The 17,455-nt window shown below is 54.3% G+C and carries 18 protein-coding genes; 10 read left to right on the top strand and 8 right to left on the bottom strand.

The genetic code is table 11. The features are described 5' to 3' along the window. Nucleotides 1-2 precede the first annotated feature (2 nt). From ACMGGH_RS17645 to ACMGGH_RS17635, 3 genes are all read left to right on the top strand, one after another. Nucleotides 3-200, top strand: coding sequence for a hypothetical protein (locus ACMGGH_RS17645; protein ID WP_028013317.1), 198 nt, complete (start codon nucleotides 3-5; stop codon nucleotides 198-200). Between the two features lie 3 nt (nucleotides 201-203). Continuing rightward, nucleotides 204-626, top strand: a complete 423-nt coding sequence (locus ACMGGH_RS17640) for a GFA family protein (RefSeq protein WP_100170204.1) — start codon at nucleotides 204-206, stop codon at nucleotides 624-626. 68 nt (nucleotides 627-694) lie between these two features. After that, nucleotides 695-772, top strand: coding sequence for a hypothetical protein (locus ACMGGH_RS17635; RefSeq protein WP_223239581.1), 78 nt, complete (start codon nucleotides 695-697; stop codon nucleotides 770-772). A 332-nt stretch (nucleotides 773-1,104) separates the two neighbouring features. On the opposite strand, the gene ompC is transcribed toward ACMGGH_RS17635, so the two are convergent. Then, nucleotides 1,105-2,244, bottom strand: a complete 1,140-nt coding sequence (gene ompC / locus ACMGGH_RS17630; RefSeq protein ID WP_028013315.1) for a porin OmpC — start codon at nucleotides 2,242-2,244, stop codon at nucleotides 1,105-1,107. 389 nt (nucleotides 2,245-2,633) lie between these two features. After that, the gene (gene nifJ / locus ACMGGH_RS17625; protein ID WP_232948314.1) at nucleotides 2,634-6,158 is read right to left on the bottom strand and encodes a pyruvate:ferredoxin (flavodoxin) oxidoreductase; all 3,525 of its coding nucleotides are present in this window, start codon (nucleotides 6,156-6,158) and stop codon (nucleotides 2,634-2,636) included. A 271-nt stretch (nucleotides 6,159-6,429) separates the two neighbouring features. Here nifJ and ACMGGH_RS17620 point away from each other — a divergent pair, with 271 nt between their 5' ends. After that, nucleotides 6,430-6,696 carry a DUF333 domain-containing protein gene (locus ACMGGH_RS17620; RefSeq protein WP_028013313.1) on the top strand — a complete coding sequence of 89 codons (267 nt, stop codon included), beginning with the start codon at nucleotides 6,430-6,432 and terminating at the stop codon, nucleotides 6,694-6,696. On the opposite strand, the gene hslJ is transcribed toward ACMGGH_RS17620, so the two are convergent. From hslJ to ACMGGH_RS17590, 6 genes are all read right to left on the bottom strand, one after another. Continuing rightward, nucleotides 6,697-7,134, bottom strand: a complete 438-nt coding sequence (gene hslJ, locus ACMGGH_RS17615; RefSeq protein ID WP_028013312.1) for a heat shock protein HslJ — start codon at nucleotides 7,132-7,134, stop codon at nucleotides 6,697-6,699. 126 nt (nucleotides 7,135-7,260) lie between these two features. Continuing rightward, nucleotides 7,261-7,389 carry a DUF2474 domain-containing protein gene (locus ACMGGH_RS17610; RefSeq protein WP_008501283.1) on the bottom strand — a complete coding sequence of 43 codons (129 nt, stop codon included), beginning with the start codon at nucleotides 7,387-7,389 and terminating at the stop codon, nucleotides 7,261-7,263. Beyond that, entirely contained in the window at nucleotides 7,389-8,399 is a 1,011-nt protein-coding gene (gene cydB / locus ACMGGH_RS17605; RefSeq protein WP_045260632.1) for a cytochrome d ubiquinol oxidase subunit II, read from the bottom strand. The genes ACMGGH_RS17610 and cydB overlap by 1 nt, the downstream gene beginning before the upstream one ends. Next, a complete protein-coding gene (locus ACMGGH_RS17600) occupies nucleotides 8,399-9,799 on the bottom strand; it encodes a cytochrome ubiquinol oxidase subunit I (RefSeq protein WP_063154243.1) in 1,401 nt (466 codons plus the stop codon). The genes cydB and ACMGGH_RS17600 overlap by 1 nt, the downstream gene beginning before the upstream one ends. A 381-nt stretch (nucleotides 9,800-10,180) precedes the next feature. Beyond that, nucleotides 10,181-10,660: a DUF2778 domain-containing protein gene (locus ACMGGH_RS17595; RefSeq protein ID WP_072058755.1), complete on the bottom strand. Its 480-nt coding sequence runs from the start codon at nucleotides 10,658-10,660 to the stop codon at nucleotides 10,181-10,183. Beyond that, nucleotides 10,657-11,139 carry an Hcp family type VI secretion system effector gene (locus tag ACMGGH_RS17590; protein WP_232948313.1) on the bottom strand — a complete coding sequence of 161 codons (483 nt, stop codon included), beginning with the start codon at nucleotides 11,137-11,139 and terminating at the stop codon, nucleotides 10,657-10,659. Before ACMGGH_RS17590 ends, ACMGGH_RS17595 begins: the two co-directional genes overlap by 4 nt. Before the next feature lie 425 nt (nucleotides 11,140-11,564). Here ACMGGH_RS17590 and ACMGGH_RS17585 point away from each other — a divergent pair, with 425 nt between their 5' ends. The 6 genes from ACMGGH_RS17585 to ACMGGH_RS17560 all read left to right on the top strand — a co-directional run bounded on the left by ACMGGH_RS17585 (nucleotide 11,565) and on the right by ACMGGH_RS17560 (nucleotide 17,433). Then, nucleotides 11,565-11,753, top strand: a complete 189-nt coding sequence (locus ACMGGH_RS17585) for a hypothetical protein (RefSeq protein ID WP_028013309.1) — start codon at nucleotides 11,565-11,567, stop codon at nucleotides 11,751-11,753. A gap of 81 nt (nucleotides 11,754-11,834) precedes the next feature. After that, nucleotides 11,835-13,244, top strand: coding sequence for a PLP-dependent aminotransferase family protein (locus ACMGGH_RS17580; RefSeq protein WP_420299187.1), 1,410 nt, complete (start codon nucleotides 11,835-11,837; stop codon nucleotides 13,242-13,244). Nucleotides 13,245-13,514: 270 nt separating this feature from the next. Beyond that, the gene (ydcS, locus tag ACMGGH_RS17575; protein ID WP_028013307.1) at nucleotides 13,515-14,660 is read left to right on the top strand and encodes a putative ABC transporter substrate-binding protein YdcS; all 1,146 of its coding nucleotides are present in this window, start codon (nucleotides 13,515-13,517) and stop codon (nucleotides 14,658-14,660) included. Nucleotides 14,661-14,677: 17 nt separating this feature from the next. Further along, a complete protein-coding gene (locus ACMGGH_RS17570; protein ID WP_136485703.1) occupies nucleotides 14,678-15,691 on the top strand; it encodes an ABC transporter ATP-binding protein in 1,014 nt (337 codons plus the stop codon). Between the two features lies 1 nt (nucleotide 15,692). Further along, complete coding sequence (locus tag ACMGGH_RS17565; RefSeq protein WP_041909766.1) at nucleotides 15,693-16,637, top strand: ABC transporter permease; 945 nt, start codon at nucleotides 15,693-15,695, stop codon at nucleotides 16,635-16,637. Beyond that, entirely contained in the window at nucleotides 16,627-17,433 is an 807-nt protein-coding gene (locus tag ACMGGH_RS17560; protein WP_041909768.1) for an ABC transporter permease, read from the top strand. The genes ACMGGH_RS17565 and ACMGGH_RS17560 overlap by 11 nt, the downstream gene beginning before the upstream one ends. Nucleotides 17,434-17,455 lie beyond the last annotated feature (22 nt).

Here is a 17,455-nt window from a genome sequence, read left to right as displayed (position 1 = left end):
GTATGAAGAACAAAGACGAACAAACAGGATTAGTGGGGCTGGCGATTGGGGCTGCCGTTATAGGGCTGGTTTCATCGCAAAAAACGATCGATCGTGACAGCATTGTCAACGAACTTGTCAGGCTGGGCAGGCAGAAAGGCGATGGTGTAGAAGATGAGGTTTTTCTCAAAGCTGCCGAACTGGTAAGAAAAGGGGTATAGCCAATGGCTGACATTCGTCATGCACAGTGCCACTGTGGTGCGGTGGCTTTTACCGTCGAACTGACTGACGGCTTGAATACCGCGCGGCGCTGCAGCTGCTCTTTTTGCCGTATGAGGGGCGCGGTTGTGGTCTCTGCACCGCTGTCGGGTATCACCGTGATCAGAGGTGAGGATAAGCTGACGGAGTACCGGTTCAACACGGGGACGGCGCGGCATTTCTTCTGCTCGGTCTGCGGGATTTACACGTTCCATCAGCGTCGCTCTAACCCAAATGAATACGGTGTCAATGTGGCCTGTTTTAAAAATGTGTCGCCGTTTGATTTCCCAGAAGTGACGGTGATGGATGGCGTAAACCATCCGAGCGACGGCGAAAGCGGCGTTTTTGGCTATCTCTCGTTTCGCAAAAAAGAGACCAATCAAGATTAATTACCGCCTGGCCTTTTTTTTATCAGCCTGGCTATAGTGGGAAGTGGGTTTCTAAAACAGGAGAAATTATGCTCTGTGTAGAAAAAGACGATCCGCGTGAGGCCCCGGAATCAGGGGATAAAAAACCGCAACCCGTGAAAAAGTAACGTTCATAACGGGTACTACCGCCACCGGCACTGCTGGTGGCTTTTTGCTGGGATTCACTGTTAATGGTGATCCAGATGGTTTAGCAGCGTGCCGAGATGCCCGACAATATCTCGAAAATCAAAGATTAACGCCATCCACAAGCATGCTAAAAGTGTCAGAATGGTAACGGATATACGACCAAACAACGCAGGTATCCTTAATGAAGAGGGGGATATCGGCGCAGTCTAACCCGCTTTCTTTCAACTTATCCTCAACAATATCGCGATAAAGCGCTGTTGTGAGACAAACATCAAAAAAAGGAGAGCCCGCATGACGCTGCGGGCTCTGACCATCAGAACTGGTAAACCAGGCCTAATGCAACGACATCGTCGGTGCTGATACCGTTGTTTTTGTAGAAGCTGTCATCTTCATCCAGCAGGTTGATTTTATAATCAACATAGGTGGACATGTTCTTGTTGAAATAGTAGGTCGCGCCTACGTCCGCATATTTAACCAGGTCCTGATCGCCCTGACCGTTGCCCAGGTCTTTCCCTTTAGACTGCAGGTAAGAAATGGCCGGACGCAGACCGAAATCGAACTGGTACTGTGCGGTCACTTCGAAGTTCTGAGTTTTGTTGGCAATACCACCGCCTGATTTGCTATCACCTGAACCGTACGGCGTCATATTACGGGTTTCAGAATACATCGCCGCCAGGTAGATATTATTTGCGTCATATTTGAGGCCTGCAGTCCAGGCATCCGCTTTATCACCACCCGCATATTGAGACGCAGCGCCAGTACCTGCGCTTACCTGGTCATTTGTACGGTCAGATGAGGCGTAAGCGGCACCGGCACTGAACCCCATGCCGAAATCATAGGTGGTTGAAATACCGAAGCCGTCGCCATTCTCATAACGCATGTCGCGGCCGTTGTTGGTGCCTTCCTGATTGTTGCTGGCATCTTCATTGTTGCCCTGATACTGCAGCGCGAAGTTCAGACCCTGCACCAGACCATAGAAATCAGTGTTGCGGTAGGTTGCCACGCCGTTGGCGCGGCCGGTCATAAAGTTATCCGCATAGGTATAAGAGTCGCCGCCGAACTCAGGCAGCATATCGGTCCAACCTTCCACGTCGTACAGCACGCCATAGTTACGACCATAGTCGAAGGAACCGTAGTCACCCACTTTGACACCCGCGAAGGCCAGACGCGTCCAGGATTGATTATCAGACCCTTCGGTGTTATTCGCCTGAATGTTATATTCCCACTGCGCGTAGCCGGTCATCATGTCGTTAATCTGCGTTTCACCTTTGAAACCCAGACGCATGTAGGTTTGATCGCCGTCTTTTGAGGCATCATCGGAGAAATAGTGCAGACCATCTACTTTTCCGTACAGATCTAATTTGTTGCCGTCTTTATTATAAATTTCTGCCGCATGCGCGGCGCCAGCCATTAACAGAGCTGGAATCATCAGGGCCAGTACTTTTCTTTGCATCGTGATATTCCTTTGCAGTTGTTTTTATTTGATTACCTGTTGAACTTCCCGGATAAGAAAGTTGTCTCATGCTAAATCACTCCTGCGAAAGAGTAATAAAATATAATTGTTACTAATTGAGTAAAATCTCAAATGAATAAATCCGCGGAAATGATCATTGTTGTGGTGAATGATTGAAAATGATTCATATTAAATAAAAATTATTAATCAGCGGTTGAATCAGGTAATCTCTGCCCCGTTATATGCCTTTAAGATTATTTATCCATAATTATCGTGAATGTCATTTGGGAAACTAAAGAGAGATTCATTAATTATCTGGATTAGCCCGATGTGAAGACATCGGGCTTTTTTTATGCCAAAAAAATGCCCGGACAAGCCGGGCAGTGGAGTTAGTCGCTGGTTGATTTTTCGGCTTTACCCGCCATTTGTGCCAGGAAGTCATACCGTTTTTGCAGATCTTCGGCGGCGTCTTTCCAGAGCTGTTCTGCCACCTCAGGCTGTTGCGCATTCAGACGGCGGAAGCGCTGTTCCTGCATCAGCGTCTCTGCCAGGGCATCTGACGGCGGACGTGAATCCAGCGCCAGCGGTAATTTGCCCTCGTCCGCACGGCGCGGATCGAACCGGTAGAGCGGCCAGAAGCCGGTGGCCGTCAGCTGACGCATCTGATCGTGGCTGAGGGCCAGGTCGTAGCCATGCTCTTCGCACGGGCTGTAGGCAATGATCAGCGACGGCCCTGGATACGCTTCAGCCTCCTGAATGGCTTTCACCGTCTGGTTAAGCTGCGCCCCCAGCGAGATTTGCGCGACGTAAACGTGGCCGTACATCATCATGCTCACGCCGAGATCCTTACGTGCCTTGCGTTTACCGTGTTCACCAAATTTCGTGACGGCGCCCAGCGGCGTGGCTTTCGATGCCTGCCCACCGGTATTGGAATAACACTGTGTATCCAGAACCAGAATGTTGACGTTTTCGGTCAGGCTTAACACATGATCCAGCCCGCCAAAGCCGATGTCGTAAGCCCAGCCGTCACCGCCAATCAGCCAGATCGATTTTTCGACCAGGGCGTCAGCGTCGGTCAGAAGCTGTTCAGCGCCGTCGATTCCCTTGAGTGCGCTGCGAAGTGCAGCTACCTGCTCGCGACGAACCTCTGGCGTGGCTTCTGCGTGTAGCGCAGCGTTAAGTTCAGCCGGGATCTTATCGGCAAATTGTTCAAGCAGGCGCATGACACGCGCGCGGTGCTGGTCAACGGTGAGTCGGAAGCCCAGGCCAAATTCGGCGTTATCCTCGAATAACGAGTTTGCCCATGCCGGACCGCGCCCATTCGCATCGGTGGTGTACGGCGTGGAGGGCAGGTTACCGCCATAGATAGACGAGCAGCCGGTGGCGTTGGCAATCAGCATCCTGTCACCGTACAACTGGGTAAGCAGCTTAATGTACGGCGTTTCACCGCAGCCGGAGCAGGCGCCGGAGTACTCGAACAGCGGCGTGATCAGCTGCGAGGTACGAATATCAATGCGTTCCAGCTTGCTGCGATCGATTTCCGGCAGGTTCAGGAAGAAATCATAATTCACTTTTTCTTCTTCAACGTGTTCAAGGCGCGACATCATATTGATGGCTTTGATGTCCGGGTTCTGCCTGTCCTTCGCCGGGCAGACCTCAACGCACAGGTTACACCCGGTGCAGTCTTCCGGTGCGACCTGCAGAACGTATTTCTGGCCGCGCATGTCGCGGGATTTTACATCCAGAGAGTGCAGGCTGGCCGGGGCATCTTCCATTGATTCCGGTGACACCACTTTGGCGCGAATGGCCGAGTGCGGGCAGGCCGCGACGCAATGGTTACACTGGGTACAGAGTTCTTCTTTCCAGATGGGGATCGCTTCGGCGATGTTGCGTTTTTCCCAGCGGGTGGTGCCCATCGGCCAGGTTCCGTCCGGCGGCAGCGCAGAGACGGGCAGGGCGTCACCCAGCCCGGCCAGCATGGCGGCCGTGACGGACTTCACGAAATCAGGTGCGGCATCCGAGACCACCGGAGGGCGATTCGGGCTGGCGTCATTGACCGGCTGCAGCGGCACCTCGAACAGCGACTCGCGCGCCAGCGCCAGCGCCTGCCAGTTTCGCTCTACCAGCTCCTGCCCCTTGCTGCTGTAGCTTTTGGCGATGGCGCCCTGAAGTTCCACCAGCGCGCTGTCGCCCGGCAGGATATTGGTCAGATGGAAGAAGGCCATTTGCATGACGGTATTAATACGCGCGGCCAGGCCACATTCGCGGGCAATTTTCGCCGCGTTAACCACATAGAATCGGGCTTTTTTCTGATTCAGCACCGTCTGTACTTCCTGCGGCAGGCGCGCCCAGACCTCATCCGCATTGTATGGCGTATTGAGGAGGAAAATACCGCCGGGCTTAAGGCGCTCAGCCATCTGGTACTTGTCGATAAACTGCAGCTGATGGCAGCCAACAAAGTCGGCCTGAGAAATAAGGTAGGCCGAGCGGATGGGCTGCTCGCTGACGCGCAGGTGAGAAACGGTCAGACCGCCGGCTTTCTTGGAGTCGTAGACGAAGTAACCCTGCGCGTACCACGGGGTTGAATTGCCGATGATCTTGATGTTGTTTTTGGTGGCCGAGACGCTGCCGTCGCTGCCCAGGCCGTAGAACAGCGCTTCAAGTTTGGCTGTTGCAGGCAGGGTATTTTCCGGTAAAGGCAGGGAAAGATTCGTTACGTCATCATAAATGCCGACCGTGAAACGTGGCTTGGGTTTCGCTTCCCTTAGCTCGTTAAAGACGGCCAGCACGCAGTCCGGGCCAAACTCTTTGGAAGACAGGCCATAGCGACCGCCGATAACGCGCGGTAGCGTTTCACGTTCGCCGTTATTAAAGGCTTCAGCGAGGGCGGTCATCACGTCAAGATACAGCGGTTCCGCGTGTGCGCCAGGCTCTTTGGTTCGATCGAGCACCGCCACGGTACGCGCGCTTTCCGGCAGGGCAGAGAGCAGATGTTTAGCCGAGAACGGGCGGTAAAGACGCACTTTAAGCACGCCGACCTTTTCGCCGCGGGTCAGCAGCTCGTCAACGACTTCTTCACAGGTGCCGATAGCAGATCCCATCAGCACAATCACGCGCTCAGCCTGCGGATGCCCGTAGTATTCGAACGGCTTGTACTCGCGTCCGGTTGCGGCGGCAAAGTCATTCATTGCCTGCTCGACGTGGTCATAAACCGCGTTGTACCACGGGTTTGTGGCCTCGCGTGACTGGAAATAAGTATCCGGGTTTGCCGATGTCCCGCGAATTACCGGATGTTCCGGGTTCAGGGCGCGGGCGCGATGCGCGTCGATTTCAGCCTGCGGCAGAAGCTCAAGGATAGTCTCGTCCGCCAGCGGGACGATTTTGTTGATTTCGTGAGAGGTGCGGAAACCATCAAAGAAGTGAATAAACGGAACGCGACTTTTAAGCGTGGCGATATGCGAAATTAAGGCAAAGTCCTGCGCTTCCTGAACGCTGCTGGCGCACAGCATCGCGCACCCGGTCTGGCGCACGGCCATCACGTCCGAGTGATCGCCAAAAATTGAGAGTGCGTGGGTGGCCACCGTACGCGCCGCGACGTGCAGGACGAAGGGGGTCAGTTGACCCGCGAGTTTGTACAGCGTTGGGATCATCAACAGCAATCCCTGAGAGGAGGTGAACGACGTGGAAAGCGCGCCAGTCTGCAGCGCACCGTGGACCGTAGCAATCGCACCCGCTTCAGACTGCATTTCAACCACTCTCGGGACATCGCCCCAGACGTTTTTTAACCCGTTTCCCGCCCAGGCATCCGCCTGCTCGGCCATAGTTGAACTTGGCGTGATCGGATAGATGGCGATAACTTCACTGGTGCGAAACGCGACTGAGGCAACTGCACCATTACCGTCAATAGTTTGCATAGGACGACACCCTTACATTGCGCAAAAAATAGGGGGCTGTCATAAGGCGACAAACCCTGAATATTATCTGTGTAGTCTAGCAAACAGGGGGTTTTACGATTTTCGCTTTTGTGTCCTCGGTATTCCCACCATCAATGGTTAGATCAAACTTAGGGCGAAAAAATTGCGAGAAATTGTTTCAGCGGCGCATAAATACGCACTTCTGCTCTCGACGACACGGGATGTGATGCCTATTATGCTTAGGTTTCGCACTAATTACGGGGAAGAGAGCATGCGTTCAGCATTTTGGGTAGGGTGTGCCGCGTTGTTGTTGTCGGCATGTAGCAGTGAACCTGTGCAGCAGGCCACGGCGGCCCACGTGGCGCCAGGAATGAAAGCGGCAATGTCCAGTTCAGGCCAGGCCAACTGCGCCATGATTGGCGGCTCGCTGTCTGTTGCCCGCCAGCTTGACGGTTCGGCTATTGGGATGTGCGCCTTGCCAAACGGCAAACGCTGCAGTGAACAGTCGCTTGCCGTTGGAAGCTGCGGTAGCTACTGATTATTCTGCTCGCTTAAACATCAGCGTCTTATCGGCCGTCGCCAGCGTCAGCTGGTCTTCAGTCAGGTCGACCTGCGCCCCTTTGCGCAGCATGTCGCCGATGGCCTGATCCAGCTCGTTAAGCTGTGGTTCGGTACAAAGTTTGCGGGTCATCGCCAGCGTTTTCACTTTCAGCTCACCTTCGGACAGCTTTCCCTGCCCGTTGAAGCGGTTACACATCTGGCCCGAAACGCTAATGTTATCAATGAGGCTAATGTCGGGAAGCGCGTTAAAAGCGATCTCAGGCTGCGTTGTCATGCCCTTCACGGATTTGCCGTCCACGTTTTCCAGAACAAAACGGTGGCTCTTCAGCTGATCCGGCTGAACGGATGCTTTGCCCGGATTAACGCAGCCGCTGAGGACAAGGCTGATAACACTTAACGCGATGAGCTTTTTCATTTTTCTTCTCAAATAATAAATTCTGTGAATCTTTTACCAGTGTAACGATACTCTGCGGTGCGTTAATGGGGTTTATCTGAAAGTGCGGGGTGGTGCCGGGCAGCGCAGGGCTGCCCGGAATGAAGTTTAATGCGATTTAAACCCGGCAGCCGTCATCAGCATGCGAAAGAGCATGCTGACTGCTGCCAGCGCAAGAACGCTGCCGCCCCAGATAATGGCCAGCCACAGCAATCTTTTCCAGACAGGTTGTTGCATCAGTGATAACCCTCCCCAGGCTGAACTTTGCCGCGAAATACGTAGTAGCTCCAGAAGGTGTAGACCAGAATAACGGGAATGATCAACAGCGCGCCCACCAGCATAAAGCCCTGGCTTTGCGTCGGCGCGGCGGCCTGCCACAGGGTGATCGACGGCGGTATGATATGCGGCCAGATGCTGATCCCAAGCCCGCTAAAGCCGAGAAATATTAGCCCCAGCGTCAGAATAAACGGCCGAGCATGGCTGTCAGGATTACTCAAGCAGCGCCACTGGTAGAAGCTAAACATGACGACCAGGGCAGGGACTGGCAGCAGATAAAACAGATTCGGCAGCGTAAACCAGCGCGCCGCGATGGCCGGGTGCGCCAGCGGCGTCCAGAGGCTGATCGCTGCGATAAACGCCAGCAGCACGATTAACAGCGTTTTCGACACCTCACGCATCCGCTGCTGCAGCGCATTTTCGCTTTTCATCACCAGCCAGGTTGAGCCTAACAGCGCGTAGGCCACCACCAGACCCGCGCCGCAGAACAGGTTAAACGCGGTAAACCAGTCAAACGGTCCACCGGTATACGTTCTGCCAGTGACGCTAAAGCCGTTAATGACGGCACCTACCGTCACGCCCTGGGTAAAGGTTGCCAGAACGGAACCGCCAATAAACGCCTTATCCCAGAAAGGACGGTGGGCTGGCGTGGCTTTAAAGCGAAATTCAAACGCCACGCCGCGGAATATAAGTCCGATCAGCATTAACGTCAGCGGAATGGTCAGAGCATCAATAATCACCGCATAGGCCAGTGGGAATGCACCGAACAGGGCGGCACCACCTAGCACCAACCAGGTCTCATTGCCGTCCCAGACCGGGGCGACGCTGTTGACCATCACGTCGCGATCGTCGGCGTTTTGTGTTGCCGGGAACAGAATACCGATTCCCAGATCAAACCCGTCCATGACGATATACATCAGCGTGGCAAAGACGATGATGACAAACCAGATAATGGAAAGATCGATACCCATTATGGCTGCTCCTTATGTTCAGCTGTGACGGCAGAAAGCGGGCGCGCCGGGCGTCCATCGGACTCGGTGGCGAACGATTCATGCGGCTGCGGGCCTTTTCGGATGAGGCGCACCATATAGCTGTAGCCCACGCCGAATACCGAGGTATAGACGACGAAGAAGGCCAACAGGCTCACGCTCATATGCAGGTCACCATGGGCTGAAACCGCATCCTTTGTTCGCTGGAGTCCGTAGACCACCCACGGCTGGCGGCCGACTTCGGTGGTGACCCATCCGGCCAGAATGGCAATCAGCCCGGATGGCCCCATCAGCAGGGCAAACCACAGGAACGGACGCGAAGAATAAACCCGCTTTTTATAACGCAGCCAGAGCGCCACTACTCCAAGCAGCAGCATTAGCATCCCTAAACCCGCCATAATGCGGAACGACCAGAAGACGATGGTGGAATTAGGACGGTCTTCTTTTGGAAACTCTTTTAGCGCAGGGACCTGTTTATCCAGGCTGTGCGTCAGGATGAGGCTACCCAGCGCCGGGATCGCCAGTCCAAAGCGGGTGCGTTCCTGCTCCATGTCAGGCCAGCCAAACAGCAGCAGTGGAGTAGGCTCGCCCGGCGGATTTTCCCAATGGCCTTCAATAGCGGCAATCTTGGCGGGCTGATGCTTTAAGGTGTTCAACCCGTGCATATCGCCAACCAGGGCCTGGATGGGTGCAACAATCAGCGTCATCCACAGCGCCATCGAAAACATCGCCCGAATGGCAGGGGTATTATTCCCGCGCAGCAGATGCCATGCCGCGGATGCACCGACAAACAGGGCGCTACTCAGGAATGCCGCAATCGACATATGCAGCAGGCGGTAGGGGAAGGAGGGGTTAAATACCACGGCGAACCAGTCCACCGGTACCACCTGTCCGTTGACGATCTCGTAGCCTTGCGGGGTCTGCATCCAGCTGTTCGAGGAGAGGATCCAGAAGGTTGAGATAATGGTGCCCAGCGCCACCATGCAGGTGGAGAAGAAGTGCAGCCCTGGCCCCACTTTATTCCAGCCGAACAGCATCACGCCGAGGAACCCGGCTTCGAGGAAGAAGGCGGTAAGCACTTCATAGGTCAGCAGCGGGCCGGTAATGCTGCCTGCAAACTGCGAAAAGCCGCTCCAGTTGGTGCCAAACTGGTAGGCCATCACCAGCCCGGAGACCACGCCCATGCCAAAGTTGACGGCGAAAATTTTCGACCAGAAATGGTATAGCGAGCGCCAGACCGGATTTTTTGTTTTCAGCCACAGCCCTTCGAGCACGGCAAGATAGCTGGCCAGGCCGATGGTGATGGCCGGGAAAATAATGTGAAAGGATACGGTAAAGGCAAACTGTATCCGCGCAAGGTGAAAAGCATCTAAACCAAACATGCAAAACTCCGCGATGTAATTATGTCGATGCCATTCTAAGCCGCGCCAGCGCTGGGTTGCAGAGACAGACCTGGGTTATTTATCTATAACAGTTTTCTTGCCTGCCTTTGCTTTATATTGCTGGGCGGCAATATTTCTGCCCAAGGGAGGTTCATTTTCGTAATGCCCAGAGGTAAATCAACATGGCATTGAGCAAAAATGAGAAGATGAAAAGCAACAGTGTATAGCTTTCACTCCATTCAAGTTCAGTCATAAAACCAAAATGTCTGGTGAAGAGATGATAAAGTAATACATCAGGCATGAAGTAACATACAAGTGAGTAAATAACAAACAGCATCAATGTTTCAACAACCCAGGTCAGGGTATGCTTTTTTGCATTCATCAATATACCTGTATTGTTCCAAGTGCATCTAACCCAGCAGTAACTTTAAACGTGCCGGATGCCAGTAGACCATGCATCAGAATTCTGTAATGGGAGTGATTTGGCAACGTAATACATCCATTGCTAATCCCAGACTGTCCCGCCGGGTGTAACCGGAAAGAACCACGCTCAACATTATTGATAAAAGTTCTGTCGTCAATGTGAGTATCGTGGCGGTAAAGAGCAAACCAAAAGTCACGGTTTGATCCGCTTTCTAACCCTTTAATTGCGTCATGCCAGTGAGTACCAAAACCGCCTCGTGGACGTGTCACGATATAATATAGTCCTGGGGGTAAGGGGCCCACCTCAGGAGTCGCAACGGCATTAGGATTATTTCTGTTATGCCCGGAATTTCCAGAATACGCGGGGAAAAAGCCTAAGCCGGGGCAACTCAAAGTGGAAAGCTGATAGCCATTCAAATGAAAAGTGCACCGAATCATCTGTCTTTCCACTCGTCAGAAAAAATAATATTACCGTCACAGTGTTTCCAGGTTATTTTTTCGTAACGCAGGGAGATACTTTCCAGATGGTTATGCTTCTCCGTTGCCGGGTTTTTAATGTCATGCATGAGTGGACATATAGAGACGACTTTGACATTTTCTAGCTGCATATTGAAGTATTCAACTTCCTGCCCGGAATCGTTGATCTTAAACCATTTAAATTCAGCCCCTTTCAGCGTCTGACCTTTTGCAACGGCTTTGTAGAGATAGGGACTTGATCTGTCGAATTCCTTCTCAAAAACGAGAGCTGAATGAATACGAGTACCAGTAATTTTCCCCGTCATGTTATCTGTTGGTAGATGCAGGCCATGACTAAATCCCAACACCTCGATACTGCCCTCACGATCTTGTACATCGACAGCGCCTTTGATATCTGCTCCACCGTCGTCTTTTAGCCACAGGTATGCTGGAATGGCCATCTTAAACTCCTTTTTCTTTCACAGTTCGTATACCGAATGAATGTTAATACTCCCAATGTGTTATGGTGATTAGACAAAAAATGCCATGCAAAATATTTATATTTCATTGATTTATAAATATTTTTCTTGAGATTGGCCCCGCTAATATTTTGTGCCGCATTAAGCGTTTCTGAATAAAAACACTATTTTTATGAATTTTAGGCATTAAACCGCTTGCTTTGTCATCATTGCCGTGCGTTAATGGTCTTCTGGTTTTGAGTCCAAATAAATATCTGACGTAGTTTTATAAAGCAGTTCTCATCACGTTGTGCCTCTCCGCAGCCTCTCTTGGGTCTTTATCTACATTCCGATTAGTTTTGTTTAAAACCATTATTGCCTGATCGGCTCATGAGTAATTTACGTTTTTACGTTCACAGGAGAATCCTATGACTTCTTATATCCATTTCCGCTGCCCATGCTGTCATGGCTCGCAGTACCGTACCTCAGTCTTTGATGTATCTGAGAAAAACCCGCTCGGTGCGAAATGCATCTTTTGCAAATCGTCAATGATCACGCTCGATCACCTGGCCGCTGCGCGTCAGGCGCAAAGCCACGTTACCGAGTACCGTAAGTAATTTTTATTTAAACTATAACAGTTAGCAAAATCTTCTCTTTTTCTCCTGCTGATATACACTGTCGGCAATAAGGAGAATCTGATGAAAAAATACCAGCGTCTGGCGCAACAAATTATCTCGCAGATTGAGCTTGGCGTTTGGCTGCCGGGCGATAAGCTGCCTTCCCTGCGAGAGCAGGTGGCAAGCAGCGGCATGAGCTTTATGACCGTTGGCCACGCGTATCAGATGCTGGAAAGTCAGGGGCGCATTGTCGCCAGGCCGCAGTCGGGCTATTACGTTGCCTCGCGCCCGACCGCACAACAGCCTGCGCCGCCTGCCCAGGTAATGCGTGATGAAGCGGTAGATATCAACACCTATATCTTCGAGGTCTTACAGGCCAGCCGCGATCCGTCCGTTGTTCCCTTCGCCTCCGCGTTTCCCGACCCCCGGCTTTTCCCGCTTCAGCAGCTCAACCGCTCGCTGGCAAACGTCAGTAAAACCGCTACCGCAATGAGCGTGATTGAGAACCTGCCGCCCGGCAACGCTGAACTCCGTCACGCCATTGCGCGCCGTTATGCGCAGCAGGGGATGAACATCTCGCCAGACGAGATCGTCATTACCGCAGGCGCCCTTGAGGCCCTCAACCTGAGTTTGCAGGCGGTGACGGAGCCAGGAGACTGGGTGATTGTTGAAAACCCGTGTTTTTACGGCGCGCTGCAGGCGCTGGAGCGTCTGAAGCTAAAAGCGCTGTCGGTCGCCACAGACGTCCGGGAGGGTATCGATCTGAATGCGCTGGAGCAGGCGCTGAACGACTACCCCGTAAAAGCCTGCTGGCTCATGACCAACGGCCAAAACCCGCTTGGCTTCACGCTGAGTGCGGAAAAAAAAGCGCGTCTGGTCGCGCTCCTGACGGAGCACAACGTCACCTTGATCGAGGACGATGTCTACAGCGAGCTCTATTTTGGTCGCGAAAAACCGCTTCCGGCCAAAGCCTGGGACCGGGTAGATATGACGCTTCACTGCTCGTCCTTTTCAAAATGCCTGGTGGCCGGTTTTCGCATCGGCTGGGTGGCGGCAGGAAAACACGCGCGCCGCATTCAGCAGCTGCAGCTGATGAGCACGCTTTCAACCAGTTCCCCCATGCAGCTGGCGCTGGTGGACTACCTGGCGACAAAACGCTACGACGCCCATCTACGCCGCCTGCGACGAACCCTCGCCGAGCGAAAACAACAGGCGTGGCAGTCGCTTCTGCGCCATATGCCCGCCGGTGTCAAAATCCACCACAACGACAGCGGCTACTTTTTATGGCTGGAGCTACCTGCGCAGCTGGACGCGGGGCTGCTGAGCGAAAAGGCCTTAACGCACCTTATCAGCATTGCGCCCGGAAAGATGTTTTCCACCTCTGACGCGTGGACGCCGTTCTTCCGGTTTAATACGTCCTGGGCGTGGGGTGAGCGGGAAGAGCAGGCGGTCATTCAGTTAGGTAAATTAATTAGCACAATGATGGAATAACTTTTCCCCTTTATTTAAATAATCATTTCTTATCCTGACGACGGCACGGCAAATATTTTGCGGTGCCGTATCATATGAAATCTGCATACCGGCTTTCGCGGCTAACTCCTTGTCTATAATCCAGTTAACGGGGAATGCGTCCTCGGTCACACCTTGATGAAATTTCCTTAAGCCGAACGGTGCGGCGCATTTGCGCGGTCTACGTTTAATAAGGGAGATATTTTTACGGCACGGCTGCCGCTAAATTTCATTGCGACAGGAGTAACTCTTATGAGCAAAAAATTTGCCCGCAGCAGCCTGTGCGCGCTCGGCATGACTATCATGACCGCGCAAGCCGCAGAACCACCAAAGGCCATTGGCGACGGGGAAGGCCGACTGGATATTATCGCCTGGCCGGGGTACATCGAACGCGGACAGACGGATAAAAATTATGACTGGGTTACCCAGTTTGAAAAAGAGACCGGCTGCGCGGTCAACGTTAAAACGGCGGCCACGTCAGATGAAATGGTCAGCCTGATGGCGAAGGGAGGTTACGACCTTGTCACCGCGTCAGGTGATGCCTCGCTCCGCCTGATTATGGGAAAACGCGTTCAGCCGATTAACCCGGAACTGATCCCCAACTGGAAAACTCTTGACCCGCGCATCGTGAAGGGCGAGTGGTTTAACGTGGGCGGCAAGGTCTACGGCACGCCGTATCAGTGGGGGCCCAATCTGTTGATGTACAACACCAAAACCTTCCCGACGCCGCCGGACAGCTGGAGCGTGGTCTTTACGAAGCAGGATCTGCCGGACGGCAAAACCAATCAGGGACGCGTGCAGGCGTACGACGGTCCGATTTATATCGCCGATGCGGCGCTGTTCGTCAAAGCCACTCAGCCGCAACTGGGTATTAGCGACCCGTATCAGCTCACTGAAGAACAGTATGCCGCCGTGCTCAAAGTACTTCGCGACCAGCATGCCCTGATCCACCGCTACTGGCATGACACCACCGTCCAGATGAGCGACTTCAAAAATGAAGGCGTCGTGGCCTCCAGCGCCTGGCCGTATCAGGCTAATGCCCTGAAGGGCGAGAACCAGCCCGTTGCCACCGTCTTCCCGAAAGAGGGGGTGACCGGCTGGGCGGATACCACCATGCTGCATGCGCAGGCAAAACACCCGATGTGCGCCTACAAGTGGATGAACTGGTCGCTCACGCCGAAAGTGCAGGGCGATCTGGCGGCATGGTTTGGCTCGCTGCCCGTCGTGCCTGAAGGGTGTAAGGCCAGCACGCTGCTGGGTGACAAGGGCTGTGAAACCAACGGCTATAACTATTTTGACAAAATCATGTTCTGGAAAACCCCCATCGCAGAAGGCGGAAAATATGTGCCTTACAGCCGCTGGACGCAGGATTACATCGCCATCATGGGTGGCCGTTAATCATCCGGGAGCAGAACATGACGTACGCGGTAGAGTTTAATGACGTTTCCCGTCTGTACGGCGACGTGCGGGCGGTGGATGGGGTCACCATTGCCGTTCGTGACGGAGAATTCTTCTCCATGCTGGGGCCTTCGGGCTCCGGCAAAACCACCTGCCTGCGTCTGATTGCCGGCTTTGAGCAGCTGTCAGGCGGCACGATATCTATCTTTGGCAAAGAGGCGAGCGCGCTGCCGCCGTGGGAGCGGGACGTGAACACCGTATTCCAGGATTACGCGCTGTTCCCGCATATGTCGATCCTCGATAACGTCGCCTACGGGCTGATGGTGAAAGGCGTCGACAAGAAAAAACGCCACGCGCAGGCTCGCGACGCGCTGGAAAAAGTGGGCTTAAGCTTTGCCGTCGCCCGCAAGCCTTCGCAGCTTTCCGGAGGCCAGCGCCAGCGTGTGGCCATCGCGCGGGCGCTGGTGAATGAACCGCGCGTCCTGCTGCTCGACGAGCCGTTAGGCGCGCTCGATCTCAAGCTGCGGGAGCAGATGCAGTTCGAGCTGAAGAAACTTCAGCAGGAACTCGGCATCACCTTTATTTTTGTCACCCACGATCAGGGTGAAGCCCTCTCCATGTCGGACCGGGTGGCGGTGTTCAATAATGGGCGCATCGAGCAGGTCGATACCCCGCGCGATCTCTACATGCGCCCGCGCACGCCGTTTGTCGCCGGTTTTGTCGGCACCTCGAACGTCTTCGATGCAGGCCTGGCGCATAAAATCTGCGGCATGGAGGGCAGCTACTCCCTGCGTCCGGAACATATCCGCCTGAATGAGGGGGGTGAGGTTCAGGTGCAGGGCGTCGTCCAGGCAGTTCAGTATCAGGGGGCTGCCACGCGTCTTGAGCTCAGGCTCGCCGACGGTGCCAAACTGCTGGTGAGCCAGGCCAATCTCAGCGATTTCTCGCCGCTAAGCGGCATTGCGCCGGGGCAGGCCGTCACGGCGTCGTGGTCGCGCGAGGCGATGATTCGCCTGCAGGAGGAGAGGTGAAATGGCTATGAGTGTCGCGCACCCTCCCGCCCCGCGCGGCCGCATAAGCCGCATTACGTCACTGTTCTGGCGTAAACCGTCGCTTGGACTGTTCCTGCTTCTGCTTGCACCGCTGATGTGGTTTGGCATTGTCTATTTAGGATCGCTGCTGACCCTTTTGTGGCAGGGTTTTTACACCTTTGACGATTTCACCATGGCGGTCACGCCGGATCTGACCCTGGCGAACATTCTGGCGCTCTTCAACCCGGCAAACTACGACATCATCCTGCGCACGTTAACGATGGCGATTGCGGTGACGATTGCCAGCGCAATTCTGGCGTTCCCGATGGCCTGGTACATGGCGCGATACACCCGCGGCAAGTGGAAAGCGTTTTTCTATATCGCCGTGATGCTGCCAATGTGGGCGAGCTACATCGTCAAAGCCTACGCCTGGACGCTGCTGCTGGCGAAGGACGGCGTGGCACAATGGTTCCTCAACCACCTGGGGCTGGAGCCGCTCCTGACCTCGATCCTTACGCTACCCGCGGTAGGCGGCAACACCTTATCCACCTCCGGGCTGGGGCGGTTTCTGGTCTTCGTCTATATCTGGCTGCCGTTTATGATCCTGCCCGTTCAGGCGGCGCTGGAACGTCTGCCGGCTTCGCTGCTGCAGGCCTCAGCCGATCTCGGCGCGCGCCCGCGCCAGACCTTCCGCTATGTCGTTTTGCCGCTGGCTATCCCGGGCATTGCCGCGGGCTCAATCTTCACCTTTTCCCTGACGCTGGGGGATTTCATCGTACCGCAGCTGGTTGGGCCGCCGGGGTTTTTCATCGGTAACATGGTCTACTCCCAGCAGGGGGCGATCGGCAATATGCCCATGGCCGCCGCGTTCACGCTGGTTCCCATCGTGCTGATTTCACTTTATCTGGCGTTCGTGAAGCGTCTGGGAGCGTTCGATGCACTCTGAACGCGCACCGCTGTTCCTGAAAGTGGCAGCGTGGGGAGGCGTCATCTTCCTGCACTTCCCGCTGCTGATTATCGCAGTCTATGCCTTTAATACCGAAGATGCTGCCTACAGCTTTCCGCCTCAGGGGCTAACGCTGAAGTGGTTTACTGCGGCGGCGGGGCGCGGCGATATCATTGAATCGGTGACGTTGTCACTTCAGGTTGCCGCGCTATCTACCGCGATAGCCCTGGTGCTTGGCACGCTTGCTGCAGCGGCGCTCTGGCGAAGCGAGTTTTTTGGCAAGAACGCGATCTCGCTATTGCTGCTGCTGCCGATTGCGTTGCCGGGGATCATCACCGGCCTGGCGCTGCTGACAGCGTTCAAAACAATCAACCTTGAGCCGGGATTTTTCACCATCGTGGTTGGGCACGCCACGTTTTGCGTGGTGGTGGTCTTCAATAACGTGATTGCCCGGTTCAGACGCACCTCCTGGAGTCTGGTGGAAGCGTCGATGGATCTCGGGGCCGACGGATGGCAAACCTTCCGCTATGTGGTGCTGCCCAACCTGGGCTCGGCGCTGCTGGCCGGGGGAATGCTGGCGTTTGCCCTGTCGTTTGACGAAATTATCGTCACAACCTTTACGGCGGGACACGAGCGCACGTTACCGCTGTGGTTGCTCAATCAGCTAGGCCGTCCGCGCGACGTGCCGGTCACCAACGTCGTTGCACTGCTGGTGATGCTGGTAACAACCATCCCCATTCTGGGAGCCTGGTGGCTAACCCGCGACGGCGAGAACATCGCCGGCGGCGGGAAATAACATTGATTTGAACAGGACAATG

Origin of the sequence: Enterobacter sp. BNK-16 (genome assembly GCF_048684955.1) — a bacterium.
Taxonomy (GTDB): domain Bacteria; phylum Pseudomonadota; class Gammaproteobacteria; order Enterobacterales; family Enterobacteriaceae; genus Enterobacter; species Enterobacter bugandensis.
Note: the sequence above shows the minus strand (reverse complement) of the source record. Positions and strands in the feature narration are given on the sequence as shown.